The organism is Paraburkholderia caffeinilytica, from assembly GCF_046030355.1.
GTDB classification, from domain to species: Bacteria; Pseudomonadota; Gammaproteobacteria; order Burkholderiales; family Burkholderiaceae; genus Paraburkholderia; species Paraburkholderia caffeinilytica_B.
The window spans coordinates 32524-48840 of record NZ_JAQQCQ010000040.1 but is presented as its reverse complement, the minus strand read 5'-3'; the positions used below and the strand labels follow the sequence as shown (position 1 = coordinate 48840).

14 protein-coding genes and 1 pseudogene are annotated in these 16317 nt (G+C 62.7%); 13 read left to right on the top strand and 2 right to left on the bottom strand.

Annotated features, from left to right (window positions below; genetic code table 11):
* Positions 1-135: 135 nt before the first annotated feature.
* A pseudogene (locus PQQ95_RS35405) lies at positions 136-1316 on the bottom strand (DNA topoisomerase IB).
* A 274-nt stretch (positions 1317-1590) separates the two neighbouring features.
* Between PQQ95_RS35405 and PQQ95_RS35400 the strand changes: the two are divergent.
* The 5 genes from PQQ95_RS35400 to PQQ95_RS35380 all read left to right on the top strand — a co-directional run bounded on the left by PQQ95_RS35400 (position 1591) and on the right by PQQ95_RS35380 (position 4460).
* Positions 1591-1932, top strand: coding sequence for a chemotaxis protein (locus PQQ95_RS35400; RefSeq protein WP_408446723.1), 342 nt, complete (start codon positions 1591-1593; stop codon positions 1930-1932).
* Positions 1933-2085: 153 nt separating this feature from the next.
* Complete coding sequence (locus PQQ95_RS35395) at positions 2086-2649, top strand: DUF4142 domain-containing protein (RefSeq protein WP_408446722.1); 564 nt, start codon at positions 2086-2088, stop codon at positions 2647-2649.
* The gene (locus PQQ95_RS35390; protein ID WP_408446719.1) at positions 2646-2990 is read left to right on the top strand and encodes a DUF1488 family protein; all 345 of its coding nucleotides are present in this window, start codon (positions 2646-2648) and stop codon (positions 2988-2990) included. The genes PQQ95_RS35395 and PQQ95_RS35390 overlap by 4 nt, the downstream gene beginning before the upstream one ends.
* 106 nt (positions 2991-3096) lie before the next feature.
* Positions 3097-3678: a hypothetical protein gene (locus PQQ95_RS35385; protein WP_408446717.1), complete on the top strand. Its 582-nt coding sequence runs from the start codon at positions 3097-3099 to the stop codon at positions 3676-3678.
* Between the two features lie 329 nt (positions 3679-4007).
* Positions 4008-4460 (top strand): PA2169 family four-helix-bundle protein, encoded by a 453-nt coding sequence (locus PQQ95_RS35380; protein ID WP_408446714.1) that lies wholly within the window; start codon positions 4008-4010, stop codon positions 4458-4460.
* Between the two features lie 72 nt (positions 4461-4532).
* On the opposite strand, the gene PQQ95_RS35375 is transcribed toward PQQ95_RS35380, so the two are convergent.
* Positions 4533-4871, bottom strand: a complete 339-nt coding sequence (locus PQQ95_RS35375) for a BON domain-containing protein (RefSeq protein ID WP_408446711.1) — start codon at positions 4869-4871, stop codon at positions 4533-4535.
* 521 nt (positions 4872-5392) lie between these two features.
* On the opposite strand from PQQ95_RS35375, the gene PQQ95_RS35370 reads away from it, so the two are divergent.
* The 8 genes from PQQ95_RS35370 to PQQ95_RS35335 all read left to right on the top strand — a co-directional run bounded on the left by PQQ95_RS35370 (position 5393) and on the right by PQQ95_RS35335 (position 16281).
* Complete coding sequence (locus tag PQQ95_RS35370; protein WP_408446709.1) at positions 5393-6874, top strand: RNA polymerase factor sigma-54; 1482 nt, start codon at positions 5393-5395, stop codon at positions 6872-6874.
* Between the two features lie 138 nt (positions 6875-7012).
* Entirely contained in the window at positions 7013-8209 is a 1197-nt protein-coding gene (locus PQQ95_RS35365) for a pyridoxal phosphate-dependent aminotransferase (protein WP_408446706.1), read from the top strand.
* 130 nt (positions 8210-8339) lie between these two features.
* Positions 8340-9083: a FadR/GntR family transcriptional regulator gene (locus tag PQQ95_RS35360; RefSeq protein ID WP_408446705.1), complete on the top strand. Its 744-nt coding sequence runs from the start codon at positions 8340-8342 to the stop codon at positions 9081-9083.
* Between the two features lie 198 nt (positions 9084-9281).
* Positions 9282-10025 (top strand): (Fe-S)-binding protein, encoded by a 744-nt coding sequence (locus PQQ95_RS35355; RefSeq protein WP_408446702.1) that lies wholly within the window; start codon positions 9282-9284, stop codon positions 10023-10025.
* On the top strand, positions 10022-11413 hold the full coding sequence (locus PQQ95_RS35350; RefSeq protein ID WP_408446699.1) for a lactate utilization protein B: 1392 nt from the start codon (positions 10022-10024) through the stop codon (positions 11411-11413). The genes PQQ95_RS35355 and PQQ95_RS35350 overlap by 4 nt, the downstream gene beginning before the upstream one ends.
* Positions 11400-11996, top strand: a complete 597-nt coding sequence (locus PQQ95_RS35345; RefSeq protein WP_408446697.1) for a LutC/YkgG family protein — start codon at positions 11400-11402, stop codon at positions 11994-11996. The genes PQQ95_RS35350 and PQQ95_RS35345 overlap by 14 nt, the downstream gene beginning before the upstream one ends.
* Positions 11997-12145: 149 nt before the next feature.
* On the top strand, positions 12146-14008 hold the full coding sequence (locus tag PQQ95_RS35340; RefSeq protein ID WP_408446695.1) for a VRR-NUC domain-containing protein: 1863 nt from the start codon (positions 12146-12148) through the stop codon (positions 14006-14008).
* Positions 14005-16281 (top strand): ATP-dependent DNA helicase, encoded by a 2277-nt coding sequence (locus PQQ95_RS35335; protein WP_408446692.1) that lies wholly within the window; start codon positions 14005-14007, stop codon positions 16279-16281. The genes PQQ95_RS35340 and PQQ95_RS35335 overlap by 4 nt, the downstream gene beginning before the upstream one ends.
* Positions 16282-16317 lie beyond the last annotated feature (36 nt).

The following is a 16317-nucleotide window of genomic DNA, read 5'->3' as shown; positions in this document are numbered from 1 at the left end:
CGGCGGGCCGGGGGGGGGGGGGCCGCCCCCCCGCGCCCGGGGGGGGGGGGGGCGCCCCCCCCCGCCACCGATGCGACGAGTGCGCCGGCCGCAGCCTCCGGCGCCAGTCAGTAGGCTAGTCGGTAAGCCAGTCGCTCAGGACGCAGCCGGCTGCCGTGCGATTTGCGCGCTGGCCGTTGCGGCGGTCTTCGCCGCAGCCTCCACCGCAGCCTTTTTACGCACTACGCGTGACTTCTTCAGCAGGCTGGTCAACGAGCCATTGATACTGTCCGTCACCGCCGTTTCCCGCTTCGCGCGGCCCTTGGCGCCAGCCTTGCGCGCCAGTTTCGCCGCCCGTTTTTCCGCGTGGGCGAGCAGCGTGGCAAATGCCACTTCGTCTACTCTCAATCCACGACGCGCACGGCCGGGCGGCAAGCTCTGCAATTCATCCGCCTCGAACGCACTGAGTATCGCCGGGTGGATGTAGCAGCGTCTGCAAACCGCGGGCGTATTGCGCAACAACGCCGCCACGTCCTTGACGGTTGCAACGATATGGCGGCGCGCCTCTGCTGCGCTGCCGCACATCAGCCGCCGTAGCGCGGCCAATGCATAGACGCTGCCGGCCCACGTTCGATAGTCCTTCGCAGTGAAGTCGGCATCGCTTGCGCGGCGCAGGTAGTCGTTGATGTCGGCCGAACCGACCGTGCGGCGTATGCCGTCTTCGTCGAGATACTGGAACAGGTCGTGGCCCGGCAGCTCGGCGCAGCGGCGCACGATGCGTTTGATGCGTGGATTGTCCACCGTTACGTCATGCTCGATGCCGCTCTTGCCGCGAAATTTGAAGCGCAATTGACCACGTGCTTCTTGCGCAGCGTCGTCAACCCGTACGACTGGTTGTCGCGCGCATACTCCACACTGCCGATGCGGATCAGCGTCGTATCGAGCAACTGCACGATCGCGGCGATGACCTTGTCGCACGGCATGCCCGGCAGTTTCAGGTCGCGTGCGACACGTGCGCGGATTTTCGGCAACGCACGTCCGAACTCGGCCATGCGTTCGTATTTGTCGGTGTCGCGTGTTTCGCGCCAGCGCGGATGGTAGCGGTATTGCTTGCGGCCGCGTGCGTCGCGGCCCGTCGCCTGGATATGGCCACGCGCGTCGGGGCAAATCCAGACTTCTTCATAAGCGGGCGGAATGGCGAGCGCATTGATGCGTTTGATTTCGTCTTCGTCGACGATCCGCTTGCCGCTCAGATCGATGTAGACGAAGCCGTCTTTTTCGCGCTTGCGCGTGTAGCCGGGTTTGCTGTCGTCGGCGTGTCGCAAGCCCGGCGGCATGACTGCGGGGGCGACTTGCTGGACGGTGGCGTTTGCGCGTTCAGCTCGCTCCGTGTGGCGCTGCGTCGGGTGGGTCGATTGGGTCGATCGGATCGTGGCAGCCATTGTTGGAGGTAGAAGTTTCAGGCATGAAGCGCGTGGGGCGCCGATGACTGGCTGCAAGCAAATGCAATGCCCGCCGTGGGCGCTCCGCGGCGGTATGAATGGGCGGAACGGTCCTTGCGAATCCTGCCTACGGGTAACCGGATATCAATCAAGGAGAAAGGAGAACGCCATGAGCAGCACGCTAAACCCAGATGAAGAGCCGCAACAGAAAGTGAAACAAACCTCAGGCACGACGGGCGCGCTCGGGCCGAGCGATTCGTCCGATAGCGGTAGCGACGTCGCCGGTGCGAAACGCCATGAATTCGATGTCGATTCAGAACTGGACAACCACGCGCTGGAGACCGGTGACACCGAGCTTGGCAGTGACACTGATCGCGCCGGTACGGGCGAGCGTGCCGCGGCTGACGGCGATTCGACATTCGTCGGGAACGGCGATATTGAACCCGACCGCATCGTCGATCCGCTGGGTGCGGATGACGATGGCCTTGATGACGATCCGCATGGTCCCTAGGCCGTCATCAGACATAGGCACGTCCTTTGCTGACTAACGAGGTAAAGCGAGGTAACGAGGGGGCAGGGCTAGGTCGCGGAAGTGGTTTTGAAATACCACTTCCCTTCATTGCCCAGCCCGCTTCGGTGGATAGGCCGACCAGGGAGAAAATGCATGAAATTCTGGTATTCCGTACAAGTGATGACAGTTGCGTTGGGGCTTGGCGCGGCGTCAATCGGAGCTGTATACGCACAAGCCAGCGATGCCCCCGCGAGCGATGCGCCCATGAGCGATACGAAGCTCTCGCCGGCAGACCAGCAGTTCGTGCAGGATGCCTCACAGTCTGACGCCACCGAAATCGCGGCAAGCAAAATCGCGTTGACGAACTCGCGTGATCCGCACGTCAAGAAATTCGCGCAACAAATGATTACGGACCATACGAAACTCTCGCATGGCATGGCCGCACTCGTCGCGAAGAAGGGGTTCACCACCACGCCATCCGCTGATTCGGCGCTGGTCGGCAAGCTGCAAACGCTCAAGGGCCGCGAATTCGATCAGGCCTACGTCGAGCAGATCGGCGTGGAAGCGCACCAGCGAGCGGTCGACCTGTTCCAGCAGGAGAGCCAGAGCGGCACCGATTCGCAACTGAAGGCGGCTGCCGCGCACGCGTTGCCTACCATCAGGCATCACCTTGCCATGGCGCAGCAACTCGCCGGTTCAATGAAGGGGTCGTCATGAGCGCGATCCTGCCCCGGCCGGCCTATGAGGATTCCCTTATGCAGATTACTTTTCCCGACGACGCACCGGACTTCGACGGAACGAATCTGACCGTGCGCTTCATGGCGCGCGTCGACGGCGAAGCGGTGGTGTGCGCGATTACGGCCGAGGCGCTGGAAGATCATTTCGGCGCCGATTCCGCGCTTGAAGCTACCCTGATGGCGGCGTTCGACAAGGGGCGCAACCGCATCCGCTCGGTTTGCGCGGAAGCACTCGACCAGAATGGCGGCGAAGGCGTAGTGTTGCATAGTGGACTGTTCAGAGTGGAAGGCATGGAACCCGATCGCGGAACCCCCGCGTAGTCCGGGCGCTTGCCGACCGCCCGCGCGTATTTTCCCGCGCGATGCCGTGCGGCGGCAGGGACCGCGAAAGTCCGCAACCCGCGATTCAACGATGTAAGGAGGCCTTATGTCACTTATCGTCGCAGCACGATTTACGACTTTCCCAGCCGCGGAAGACGCGGCGCAAAAGCTCTTCAACGCAGGTTTCGTCGAGGAAGACGTCACGCTGTTTTTTGTCAATCCGCGCGGCCAGCACGCGCGTTATCCGATCGGCGGCGATACCGGCACCGATGCGAGTGCGAAGGAAGCACCGAAGGGCGCGGGCATGGGTGTCACCATCGGCGCGGTTGTGGGAGCGGTGGTCGGTGTGGGAATATTCGCCGCGTTTTCGGCGCCGATTGTCGTCTCGCTGATCGCGGCGGGCGTCGGCGCGTACGTGGGCTCGCTGGTCGGGGCGATGGCGCGCACGCGCGAAGCCGGCAAGGCTGGCCACCATTTGCCGTTTCATCAGGAAATGCGCGATTCCGGCGTGTTGGTGGCCGTGCACGTATCGCCCGACAATCAGTTCGACGCGGCTCGCGTATTACGCGAAGCAGGGGGCCAGGCGATAGAACGTGCGAGTGGGCGCTGGCAGCAAGGGCGCTGGGCCGACTTCGATCCGCTCAAAACGCCCGAGCCGCTCAACGAATTCAGCGAGCGGCATGCTTGATTAACGTGCTCGCTTTCGCTTGAGGGAAGATGCGATAGACGATCAAACGGCCCGACATACGTCGGGCCGTTTTGCATTTCAAACCGGACTGTCCCGCGCGGCGTGCATCAGAAGCCCGCTGGGCAGCGTTCCCGGTTGGAGAGGCCGCCACTTGGGTGCGCAACATTTACGTGCGTCGGCAAGAGGGTTAAACGCCTGCGAAGCCTGGCAGCGTATCGACGACCGCACGCGCCGGGCACGGCTCATGCGCATAGACAGATGAACTCCGTGGCGACAGGGAAGTGCGTAGCGGCGGATTCCACGATTAACGAAACTCCTGGAGGTATTGAATGGCAACGAACGTTGTTTCCGTGCTGAACGATCTGGTCGAAACGTCGAAAGATGGTGAGAAGGGCTTTCGCAAAGCAGCAGAAGACGCGCATGACGCGCAACTGAAAACGCTGTTTCTGTCGCGCGCCGACGATTGCGCGCGCGGTGCGCGTGAATTGCAGGACTCGGTTCAGGCGTTGGGCGGTAAGCCCGAAACAGGCGGCAGCGTGAGCGGTGCGCTGCATCGCGGCTGGGTTGACGTGAAATCGGCCGTGACGGATCGCAGTGATCACGACATTCTCGCCGAATGCGAAAAGGGCGAAGACGTCGCAAAGAAGCGTTATCACGAAGCGCTCGAAAAGGATTTGCCGTCGGATGTACGGGCTATCGTCGAGCGTCAGTACCAGGGTGTACTGCAAAATCATGACCGCGTGCGCGATTTGCGCGATCAGTACGCTGTGGCCAAGCGTTAACGACAGACAGGTAGCCGGCGCTTGTACTGGGCGCCGGCTACCTGAAGCGGGACAGCAGAGGAGATTCCGCGCTTATTCCGCTACGACCTTCAGATGGTTCCGCACGCTCGAGACGCCATCGACACCCTTCACGACTTCTCCTGCAGCGGCCTTGTCGTCAGCCGACGGCACCGAACCCGTGAGCCACACCACGCCCTTGCGGGTCTTCACGTGGATATGGGTCGATTTGACGTTTTTCGCGCTGAGCAGTTCGGCCTTGGCCTTGGTGGTGATGGTGCCGTCGTCGACGTGCTGGCCGATGGTTTCGGATGCTGCCGACGGGGCCGAGGCGCTGGTTTGTGCCGTGGCGTTCAGGGCGAATGCAACACAAGCGATGCTACCGGCGGTCTTCAGAAGCTGGATGGTCTTCATGGTTTCTCCTTCGGGTGTTGATAAAAGATGCGGTCTTGTTGCCTGCGGTCGATCGCGGTCGAAACCGTTGATGACTCGCGTGGGGTCGTTGCCGCTACGGTTCCGTCAGGGCCCGTTATCGACACCGGACGATGGCCTATGCATGCGTTTGGTTGGCCATTGCAACCGGCGCTCCCTCGCAATTGATTCGCGTGCAAAGACCTACGTCCGTCCACCTCGATTCCTTCGCAAGGCGTGTGCCTGGTGCGCTGTACCAATGCCTCATGTGGGGAAAAGCCGTTACAGCCCATGTGTTTAGGCTGAGGAATAACAGGACGCGCAAGTACCGTGTGCTGTCCGGCGATCGGCAACGCGCGCGGCCGGAAATTGCCGGGTCCTTGTAAAAATGGCGCTCGCCCGCTGCGCAATTGGCGGGCCTGAAAAGGCAAAACCGAGAAAAAACAGTGTGTTGGGCGAGCTGGTATGACAGTTGCTCTATTGAGGTCATAACCTTTTTCAGCTCTCAATGGGACCTCACTACAATGCCGTCAATTGAACTACGCGCAAGACAGTCCCTCGCACTCACGCCGCGTTTGCAGCAATCGGTGCGTCTGTTGCAGTTGTCGTCTCTGGAGTTCCAGCAGGAGTTGCGCACCGCGCTCGACACCAACCCGTTCCTCGAGTACGACTCGACAGACACGGAAGACGTCGCACTCGCCACCACCACACCTGGCGACGACACCGGCGCGATACCTGCGACGGACACGGTCGCCGCCGCTGAACCCGAGTCGTCACAAGCGGACACCGCCGGCAGCGACACGATGGAAAGCGCGGGGCAGGACGACATACCCGGCGACTTTTCGGGCGACTACAGCAGTCGCAGTTCGACACGCCAGAATGGCGACTCCGATAGTAGCGACCCTGCTGAATGGGCACGTTCCCAACCGACGTTGCGCGAGCAGTTGCACGATTCGCTGCGTCTGTATCGACTCGACGACCGTGACCGCGCGGTGGCCCGCTTCATCATCGAGGCGCTCGACGACGACGGTTATCTGCGTCAGGAACTCTCAGAACTTGCGGATAGCGTCGACCTCGAACCCGAATTGACTGAAGAAGAATTGCTGGTGGCGCTGCGTCTTGTGCAATCGCTCGATCGCCCCGGTCTCGGGGCCCGCTCGCTGTCGGAGTGTCTGTCGCTGCAAGTCAATGCTTTGCCGGCGGACACGCCGGGACGCGAGGTGGCGCGGCAAATCGTCGACCATCATCTGGAGCGTCTCGCGCGCCGCGAACAGGCTGAACTGCAAAAGCAGATTGGCTGCAGTGCCGAGGAACTGCGGGTGGCCTGCGCGTTGGTGCGCAAGCTCGATCCGAAGCCGGGCAACAACTACGGCCGTACCGAAGACAACTACGTGGTGCCGGACGTGATCGTGCGGCAGGTGCGCAACAAATGGGTGGTGACGATCAATCCGGCCGTGCAGCCGCGCGCTCGCATCCATCGCATGTATGCCGAGCTGTTCGCGCAGTCGGCCGGGGCAAGCCGCTCGCCGCTCGCGCAGCAATTGCAGGAAGCACGCTGGCTGATCCGCAATGCGCAGCAGCGCTTCGATACGATTCAGCGCGTGGCCGAGTGCATCGTCGCGCATCAACGGGCCTTCTTCCAGTACGGTGAAATCGCGCTCAAACCGATGGTGCTGCGCGACGTGGCCGAGGAACTCGGTCTGCACGAGTCCACCATCTCACGTGCGACCGGCAACAAATATATGGCTACGCCGCGTGGCATTTTCGAGTTCAAGCACTTCTTCCCGCGTGAACTTGGTACTGAAAGCGGCGGCACCTGTTCGGCTGCGGCCGTGCGCGCGTTGCTCAAGGAAATGATCGCCGCGGAGAACACACAGGACCCGCTGTCCGATGTGACACTCGCGAGAATGCTCGCGGATCAGGGCGTGCTTGTGGCGCGCCGCACCGTGGCGAAATACCGTCATCTGATGAAGGTGCCCCCGGCGGAACTGCGCCGCCAGGTTTAAGCGCACTTCGCACCATCAAAAACGAGGCTTCATCGACACGTCACGCGAGTCCAGCTGCTCGCGTGACTCTTTTTCGTATCTGGACGTTTCGCCCGCGCCCCTTTACATTGGCGGCTCAAGTCGAAGCGGGGTAAGTCAATGAAGTACTCGAATCTGGTCGAGCGTCTGCAAGGCAGGCGCACGTCGGCGTGGGAGATCCATCGTGTCGCGCAACAGGCGCTCGCCAAGGGCGAAGATGTGATCGTCCTGAGCGTGGGCGATCCCGATTTCGCAACGCCCGCACCGATCGTCGAGCGGGCTATCGAGGCCTTGCGCGGCGGCGATACGCATTACAGCGCAGTGTCCGGGCGTGAGCCGCTGCGCGCGGCGATTGCCGAAGATCACTCGCACACCACGGGTTGCGCGGTGAGCGCGGCCAACGTGATTCTGACGGCAGGGGCGCAGAACGGCGTATTCGCCACCTCGCTGTGCCTGCTGGAAGCGGGCGACGAAGTGATCGTTCCCGAGCCGATGTATCTCACCTACGAAGCCTGTGTGCGCGCCGCGGGCGCCACGCTCGTGCCGGTACCGGTCGATCCCGCGCGGGCGTTTCACCTCGACTGTGACGCGCTCGAAGCGGCCGTCACGCCGCGCACTCAGGCGATTTTCTTTGCCACACCCTGCAATCCGACCGGCGTGGTGATGCCGCGTGCCGATCTGGAGCGCATCGCGCGGATCGCCTGCGAGCACGATCTGTGGGTGCTCTCCGACGAGGTCTATGCGGACCTCACGTTCGAGCGTGAGCACGTGAGCATCGCCGCATTGCCCGGTATGGCGGAGCGCACGGTGACGCTCGGCAGTCTGTCGAAATCGCATGCCATGGCCGGCTGGCGTGTGGGCTGGGCGATCGGGCCTGCCACGCTGATCGAGCATATGGGGCGGCTCGCGCTGGCGATGCTGTATGGCTTGCCGGGCTTCATCCAGCAGGCCGCGTTGACGGCTCTTCAGAACAAGGCGCCGATCGTCGCCGAAATGCGCGAGATTTACCGGCGCCGCCGCGACGTCGTGTTCGAGCGCTTGCATCGCGTGCCGGGCTTGCGTTGCCTGCTGCCGGAAGCCGGCATGTTCATGATGGTCGACGTCAGCGGCACGGGCCTCGATACGGTCGACTTCACCTGGCAACTGTTTCGCGCGCAAGGCGTGTCGCTGCTCGACGCCAGTGCCTTCGGCGAGACCGCGAATGGCTTCGTGCGGCTCGGCTTCGTGGTCGATGAAGCGAGCCTGATCGATGCGTGCGAACGGATTGCCGCGTTCGTCGGCGGATTGCCGGTGCGCAAGTCCGTGGCGAGTTGTTGAACGGTATAATTCCGCCACCCGGCGCGCTGCTTCGAAGGCGCGCCCATGCCCTTGTCCCGGCTTTGCCAACCAGACTTCATCTACCCGGCTTCGGCCAGGCTGAAACCAGGCTTCCACCCGCGCGCCGCCCATGCCATTTCTCCCGATCCAGTCCTTCACGCGCAAACGGCTTTCCGACGTGGTGTCCGACCAGATCAAGCAACTGATCTCGGACGGCGCGCTGATGCCCGGCGACCGGTTGCCGGCCGAACGCGATCTGGCCACGCAGCTCGGGGTGTCGCGGCCGTCGTTGCGGGAAGCGCTGATCAGGCTGGAAGCGGACGGGTATATCGAAACCTCGGGGCGGGGCGGCTTCACGGTCGTCGACGTCACCGCGCCGATCATCTCCAAGCCGCTCGCCGAGTTGCTGCTGCAAAATCCGCGCACCAGTGCCGATATTCTCGAACTGCGCCAGGGTCTCGAATCGATTTCGACGGTATACGCGGCCGAGCGCGCCACGGCCGCCGATCTGCAGAAGATCACCGAGGCATTCGACGCACTGAAGGCCGGCTCCCAGTCGCAAGACCGCGTGAACCTCGCGGAACTGGATGCTGCGTTTCACCTCGCGATTGCGGACTCCACCCATAACATCGCGCTCGCGCATGTGATGCACGGTATCCATACGCTGATTCGCGAAGGCATGCGCCAGTACCATCGCCTGATCGACTACGACGACGCGATGGAAAAGCAGTTGATGAGCCAGCATCAGGCCATCTACGACGCAGTCATGGCGCGCGATGCGCAAAAGGCGCGCAAGGCCGCCGAGCGTCATCTGACTTATGTGCGCGAGATGTACAGGGAAGATGCGACGAAGCCTTCGAGCGTGATTTCCTGAGGTCTGCGCAGCCTTTTCTACCCACGGTTTCTCCCGGTTGACACCGCCCGGCGACTTCCTTATATTTCGTGGTCAGACCAACAAGACCAGTCTTACTGACCGACCGCAAACACGCTGTCGGCAGGAAAACGCCTGCGCCGCCTTGATTCCGCACTAAAGTAGGTGAATCACGGTCCCCGCTTTTCTTTCAATGAGCTTATGAAAGTAGCCCTGTTTATCCCGTGCTTCATCGATGCTTTTTATCCCGAGGTGGGAATCGCCACGCTCGAATTGCTCGAACGCTTCGGCATTGAGGTCGACTATCCGCAGGAGCAAACCTGCTGCGGCCAGCCGATGGCCAACAGCGGCGCACACGCCGAGGCAGCCGGCGCCGAGCGCGTGTTTGCACGCAACTTTGCCGGTTACGACTACATCGTCGGGCCGTCGGCGAGTTGCATTCATCACGTGCGCGAGCATTTGACCGCGCTCGAGCAGACCGATGAAGTCAGTAAGGTCCGCGCCAACGCCTACGAACTCGTCGAGTTTCTGCATGACGTGGTGGGCGCGCGTGAGTTTCCGTGGGCCGAGTTTCCGCATCGCGTCGGCCTGCATAACAGCTGCAGTGCGCTGCGGCATCTGAAGGAAGCCTCGGTCTCGGAAATTGCCGCGCCGCCGTTTTCGAAACCGCGCGCCTTGCTCGAAGGCGTCAAAGGCATCGAATTCGTCAAACCGTCGCGGCCCGACGAATGCTGCGGTTTCGGCGGCACCTTCTCGGTGACCGAAGAACCGGTGTCGGTGCGCATGGGGCAGGACAAGGTCCGCGATCATCTGAACGCGGGCGCCGAATACATCGTATCGGGCGACATGTCGTGCCTGATGCACCAGCAAGGCTGCGCGGAACGGATGAAAGCCGACGCACGCTTTATCCATATCGCGCAGATCCTTAACGGAGCACGCGCATGAGCCGCATCGATCACGCGAAAGCCGCGGGCGCTTTCATCAGGAAGACGGAGCATGTCGCGTTTCACGACAGGCGTCTGTGGGATCTGCGTGAGAAGCGCGACGCGCAGGCGCACGGCATTCCGGAATGGGAGACGCTGCGCGAACTGGCGTCGGGCATCAAGGAGCACACGCTGTCGCATCTGTCCGACTACCTCGAACAGTTTGCCGCTGCAGCGGAAGCAAATGGTGTGGTGGTGCATTGGGCCGCGACCGCTGAAGAGCACAACGCGCTGGTCCACAAGATCATGTCCGAGCGCGGCATGACCACGCTCGTCAAAAGCAAGTCGATGCTCACCGATGAATGCAAGATGCGCGAGTATCTCGAACCGCGTGGCATCACGGTGATGGAGACCGATCTCGGCGAGCGCATCCAGCAGCTCGATCACCAGGACCCGAGCCATATGGTGGTGCCCGCGGTCCATAAACTGCGTGCCGATGTGGCCGAACTGTTCGGCCGGACCATCGGTACCGATCCGCACAACAGCGATATTCACTACCTCGCGGAAAGTCAGCGAATGAATACGCGGCCGTATTTCGTGCGCGAGAAAACGGCGGGCATGACGGGCTGTAATTTCGCGGTGGCGGAGACGGGTACGGTCGTGGTGTGTACGAACGAAGGCAATGCCGACTTGTCGGCAAATGTGCCGCCGCTGCATATCGCGTCGATCGGTATCGAGAAGCTGATTCCGAAGGTGTCGGATCTCGGCGTATTTATTCGCATGCTGTCACGCAGCGCGCTCGGTTCGCCGATTACGCAGTACACGTCGCATTTTCGCGCGCCGCGTCCGGGCACCGAGATGCATTTCATCCTCGTCGATCATGGCCGTTCGGAGCGGCTTGCGATGGAGGACTTCTGGTATTCGCTCAAATGCATCCGTTGCGGCGCGTGTATGAACACGTGCCCCGTGTACCGGCGCAGCGGCGGTTTGTCGTATGGCGGCACGTATTCGGGGCCGATCGGCGCCATCATCAATCCGACCTTCGATCTGAAGCGCTACAGCGCGTTGCCGTTCGCGTCGACGCTCAATGGCAGTTGCACGAACGTGTGTCCGGTGAAGATCAATATTCACGAGCAGATCTACAAATGGCGCACGGTGATCGCCGAGCGTCACGAGGTGCCGTTCGTGAAGCAGGAAGTGTTGAAGATGGCGGGGCGCTTGCTCGCGAGCCCGACGCTGTATCGGGCGACGGTGTCGTCGATGGGCGGCGCGCTGCGGCGCTTGCCGAATTTCGTGCTGTATAACCCGCTTAACATCTGGGGCCGGCAGCGCGAGTTGCCGGAGGCGCCGAAGCTGACCTTCCACGCCTGGTACAAGAAGAATCGGGGGAATGGCGATGGCAACGCGTGAAGCTTTTCTGGCGAAAGTGCGTGGCGCGCAACCACCGGCGCGTCCACGGCCTGATGTGCCGTTGTTCGCTGCGACGGGCGGGGACTTGCGGGCGCGCTTCACGACGGCATTGCAGGCGATGGGCGGGAGCTGTGTCGAAGCGCCGGCTGCGGGTGATGTGCTTGCGCTGATCCGTGAGCGGTTCGGTGATGCTGCGTCGGTGGCGTCGGCGACGCCCGAAGTGCCCGGCACACGCGTGATCACGGCCGAAACCGAACCGGCTTCGCTGCAGGATATCGACGTCGGCGTGGTGCGGGGACGCTTCGGCGTGGCTGAAACCGGCTCGGTGTGGTTCAGCGAGCGCGAGTATCAGGTCAATGCGCTGGGATACCTCGTGCAGCATCTGGTCGTGTTGCTCGATCCGGCGGCAGTGCTCGACGGCTTGCAGGACGTGTACCGTCGCGACGACTTCCGCGATGCGCGCTATGCGGCGCTGGTCACCGGCCCTTCGGCCACTGCGGATATCGAAGGCGTGCTGATTCGCGGCGCGCAGGGCGTGCGGTCGTTGACTGTGGTGTGGGTGTCCGCACCACAAGAAATCTAGCGAGTGATACGGCGGCTGCTCACGTCCGCGTGCAACCTCGGAATGCGAGCGGTGTCGTGATGAAGGGGCGGCGCTGAGTATCGTCGTCCGGCGCGCTTACGGGTTTTGATATCATTACTGTATAAACATACAGGTTTAATGAACGCGCCGTGGCGACAGACACTCCGTCAGACGTCCGCTCTGATGTCCCTTATTACCTGCTGAATTTCGAGCGTGCGCTGGCGTGGCTTGCCGAGCGTTATGACGATCTGCTGGACGCGCACGAACATAGCTTCCTGCGCGATTTCGCCGCTTTGCCCCAGCCCTCGCGTGCGTTGCTGGTTCGCATGCTGATGCGCAAGGGCACGCTGTTCCGCGCCAGCCGCCTTTCTTATGACGAGATCGGTTGTCCTTTGCAGGCCGTTGCGTCCCTGGCAGTACTCGGGTGGGTCGACACCGAGCCGAACCTGACGCTCGACGATCTGTTCGCGCTCACCACGCGTCCGGAGTTGCTGCTGATCTTTGCGGACGCTATTGCGTTGATTCCCGGCGCGAAAGGCTTGCGCAAACCCGATCTGCTGGAAACACTGCGCCCGTTTTATGAAGGCGAAGGCGAAGGCGAAGGCGAAGGCGAAGGCGAAGGCGAAGGCGAAGGCGAAGGCGAAGGCGAAGGCGAAGGCGAAGGCGAAGAGCGAGGCGCCGCCGCGCAGCCGTTATCAACCTGGCACAGCCACACCACAGACTGCATCTTCCACGTCGCCATCGCGCCGCTTTGCGAGCGGCTGCGCCTGATGTTCTTCGGCAATCTTCAGCAGGACTGGTCGGAGTTCGTGCTCGCCGATCTCGGCGTGTTCCAGTACGAGAAGGTGGCATTCGCGCCGTCGTCGCGCGCCTTCCAGCAACGCGTGGACGTTGACGTTTATCTCGCGTTGCACGAATGCCGCGATGCGCTCGAATGGCTGCCCGCAGGTAATGCGGAGTCCGTGGCGATCGAGGAACTCGTCGCCGTGATTACCGCAATCGAAACTTCGAACCCGTGGCTCGAAACGCGTCGCGCGAAATTGCTGTTTCTTATCGGCCAGCATTGCGAGCGTGAGCACAACTGGGCCGCCGCGCTCGCCGTCTATGAGCGTTGCACGTGGCCCGGCGCGCGCCATCGGCGCGTGCGCGTGCTGGAGCGCAGCGAACGATTCGACGAAGCGTTTTCCCTTGCTTCGCAAGCGGCCGCCACGCCGGAAAGCGAAGAGGAAGCGCAGCGCGTCGCGCGCATGTTGCCTCGTTTGCAGCGCAAGCGGGGCGAACCGGTGGCGCGTGTGTCTGCCGCACGGCCGGTCGAGCGCAGCACGCTGGTCCTGCCGAGACCAGACGCGCCGCAACCGGTCGAATACGTCGCACGGGATTATCTGACATGCGAGTCGGCTCCGGTTCACTACGTCGAAAACGCGTTGATCAACTCGCTGTTCGGCTTGCTGTGCTGGGAGCCGGTATTCGCCGCGTTGCCCGGCGCGTTTTTCCATCCGTTCCAGCGCGGGCCGGCCGATCTGCATGCGCCGGATTTTCATGCGCGCCGCGCCGGACAATTCTCCGCGTGTTTGGCGCAACTCGACAGCAGTGCCTATCGTGAGACGATTCTGCGGCATCTGGAAAGCAAGGCGGGTCTGCAATCGCCGTTCGTATTCTGGGGCCTGCTGACGCCGGAACTCGTCGTCCTGGCGCTCGATTGTCTCCCCGCGGCGCATCTGAAACTGTGGTTCGAGCGTCTGCTGCGCGACATTCGCGGCAACCGCTCCGGTTTGCCGGATCTGATTCGTTTCTGGCCCACAGAGCGCCGTTATGAATTAATCGAAGTGAAAGGCCCCGGCGACCGCTTGCAGGACAACCAGATCCGCTGGCTCGCGTATTGCGCGCAGCACGGCATGCCAGTACGCGTGCTCGACGTGCGATGGGCCGATGAAGACGCCGCCGCATGCGACGTGGTGACAGAAGTCGCGGAGGTGGATACGACAGCGGTTCCGAACGAGGCCGCTATATGACCTACGTGGTCGCCGTACGGGCGATGTGCGAATTCACCGCAAGACGCGGCGATCTGGATCTGCGCTTCACACCCGCGCCCACCTCGCTGGAAGGCATGGCCGGCCACATAACCGTGGCCGGGCGGCGCGCGAGCGGCTATGAAACCGAGATTACGCTGACGGGCACACATCGCGGCCTGACCGTGCGTGGCCGGGCCGACGGCTACGACCCGCTGTCGAACCGGCTGGAAGAGGTCAAGACCCATCGTGGCGCGCTCGAACGGATGCCTGCCAATCACCGCACGCTGCATTGGGCGCAGGCGCTGGTGTACGGCCATCTGCTGTGCCATGCCCGCGGACTTCCCGAATTGACGGTCGCGCTGGTGTACTTCGACATCGGCAATCAGAAGGAAACGGTGCTGACCGAAACGCATACGGCGCGTGAGTTGGAGATTTTCTTCGTCGAGCAATGCGAGTGCTTTCTCGATTGGGCGGTGCAGGAAGAGGCCCATCGCGCCGCGCGCAATGCCGCGCTCAGCGCCTTGCAGTTTCCGCATGGCCAGTTTCGCAGCGGTCAGCGTGAACTGGCGGTTTCGGTGTATCGCGCGGCGCGTGACGGCACGCCATTGATGGCGCAGGCGCCGACCGGCATCGGCAAGACGCTGGCGACGATCTTTCCATTGCTCAAGGCGTGTGCGTCGGACCAGATCGACCGCGTGTTCTTCCTCACCGCGAAAACGCCCGGCCGCGCGCTTGCCCTCGATGCGATCGAAACGCTTCATCGAAGCGCCGCGCCGTCCTCCACGCGCTTGCCGCTGAGAACGCTGGAACTGGTCGCCCGCGACAAAGCCTGCGAGCATCCCGACAAGGCGTGCAACGGCGAGTCCTGTCCGCTCGCGCGCGGTTTCTACGATCGGCTCGACGCGGCGCGCAGCACGGCGCTGGCCGGGCCGCGGCTCGACCGGGCGGCGGTGCGCGAAGCGGCGCTCGGGCATGACGTCTGCCCCTACTATCTCGCGCAGGAACTGGCGCGCTGGTCCGACGTGGTGGTCGGCGATTACAACTACTACTACGACAGCAGCGCGATGCTGTACGCGCTCACGCAGATCAACCAGTGGCGCATCGGCGTGCTGGTCGACGAGGCGCATAACCTGCTCGACCGGGCACGGCGCATGTACAGCGCGTCGCTCGATCAGGCGGCGTTCCGGCTCGCCCGCAAAACCGCGCCTGCGACGTTGAAGAGGCCGCTTGAACGGCTTCAGCGAGAGTGGAATGCCGTCAAGCGCGCGCAGACCGCCGCCTATCAGGTCTATGCCGAGGTCCCAGGCAAACTGCTTTCGGCCGCGCAGAATCTGATCGGCGCGGTGACGGATCAACTCGCCGAGGCACCGCTTTCAATCGACGAAGCGTCGCTGCGGTTTTTCTTCGACGCCATGCATTTCGTCGCGCTGGCGGAGCAATTCGGCGACCATTCGATTTTCGATATCGCGCTCGCCACGGATCGCTACGCCCCGCGCGACAAAACGTGCGCCACGCTATGCGTGCGCAACGTGATCCCGGCGCCGTTCCTCGCGGGCCGCTACGCGGCGGCGCGCACCACCGTGATGTTCTCCGGCACGCTCAGTCCGCATCATTTCTATCGCGACACGCTGGGTTTGCCGGAGCAGACGAACTGGCTCGAGGTCGTTGGGCCGTTTCGCGCTGAACAATTGCAGGTGCGGGTGGCCGGCAACGTATCCACGCGCTGGCGTGACCGTGAGCGCTCGCTTGTGCCCATCGTCGATCTGATCGCAAAGCAGTATGCAGCGCAACCCGGCAATTATCTCGGGTTCCTGAGCAGCTTCGAGTATCTGCAGCAGGTGGTGGGGTTGATGCGCGAGCGTCATCCGGAACTGCCGCTATGGACACAGGAGCCGGGCATGGACGAGGCCGCGCGCGACGCGTTTCTCGCGCGCTTTCGCACCATGAACCAGGGTGTCGGCTTCGCGGTGTTGGGCGGGGCGTTTTCCGAGGGCGTCGATCTGGTCGGCCAGCAGCTGATTGGCGCGTTCATCGCCACGCTCGGCCTGCCGCAGATGAACGACGTCAACGAGCAGATGCGCCGCACGATGGACGCGAAGTTCGGCAGCGGCTACGACTACATGTATCTGTATCCGGGTTTGCAGAAGGTCGTGCAGGCCGCCGGCCGGGTGATTCGCACGGAGCAGGATCAGGGCGTGGTGCATCTGATCGACGACCGCTATCGGCGGCCGGAAGTGCGACGTTTGCTGCCACGCTGGTGGCAGGTGCAGTGAGCGGTAATGTCGAAGCCGGCGGGCACTGCCGCTTTT

Bases quoted from the DNA above. Each gene is read 5' to 3' on its own strand.
- PQQ95_RS35335 (WP_408446692.1), top strand. From the start codon at position 14,005: ATGACCTACGTGGTCGCCGTACGGGCGATGTGCGAATTCACCGCAAGA.
- PQQ95_RS35355 (WP_408446702.1), top strand. From the start codon at position 9,282: ATGAAAGTAGCCCTGTTTATCCCGTGCTTCATCGATGCTTTTTATCCC.
- PQQ95_RS35350 (WP_408446699.1), top strand. From the start codon at position 10,022: ATGAGCCGCATCGATCACGCGAAAGCCGCGGGCGCTTTCATCAGGAAG.
- PQQ95_RS35360 (WP_408446705.1), top strand. From the start codon at position 8,340: ATGCCATTTCTCCCGATCCAGTCCTTCACGCGCAAACGGCTTTCCGAC.
- PQQ95_RS35390 (WP_408446719.1), top strand. From the start codon at position 2,646: ATGAGCGCGATCCTGCCCCGGCCGGCCTATGAGGATTCCCTTATGCAG.
- PQQ95_RS35370 (WP_408446709.1), top strand. From the start codon at position 5,393: ATGCCGTCAATTGAACTACGCGCAAGACAGTCCCTCGCACTCACGCCG.
- PQQ95_RS35345 (WP_408446697.1), top strand. From the start codon at position 11,400: ATGGCAACGCGTGAAGCTTTTCTGGCGAAAGTGCGTGGCGCGCAACCA.
- PQQ95_RS35365 (WP_408446706.1), top strand. From the start codon at position 7,013: ATGAAGTACTCGAATCTGGTCGAGCGTCTGCAAGGCAGGCGCACGTCG.
- PQQ95_RS35380 (WP_408446714.1), top strand. From the start codon at position 4,008: ATGGCAACGAACGTTGTTTCCGTGCTGAACGATCTGGTCGAAACGTCG.
- PQQ95_RS35375 (WP_408446711.1), bottom strand. From the start codon at position 4,871: ATGAAGACCATCCAGCTTCTGAAGACCGCCGGTAGCATCGCTTGTGTT.
- PQQ95_RS35400 (WP_408446723.1), top strand. From the start codon at position 1,591: ATGAGCAGCACGCTAAACCCAGATGAAGAGCCGCAACAGAAAGTGAAA.
- PQQ95_RS35385 (WP_408446717.1), top strand. From the start codon at position 3,097: ATGTCACTTATCGTCGCAGCACGATTTACGACTTTCCCAGCCGCGGAA.
- PQQ95_RS35395 (WP_408446722.1), top strand. From the start codon at position 2,086: ATGAAATTCTGGTATTCCGTACAAGTGATGACAGTTGCGTTGGGGCTT.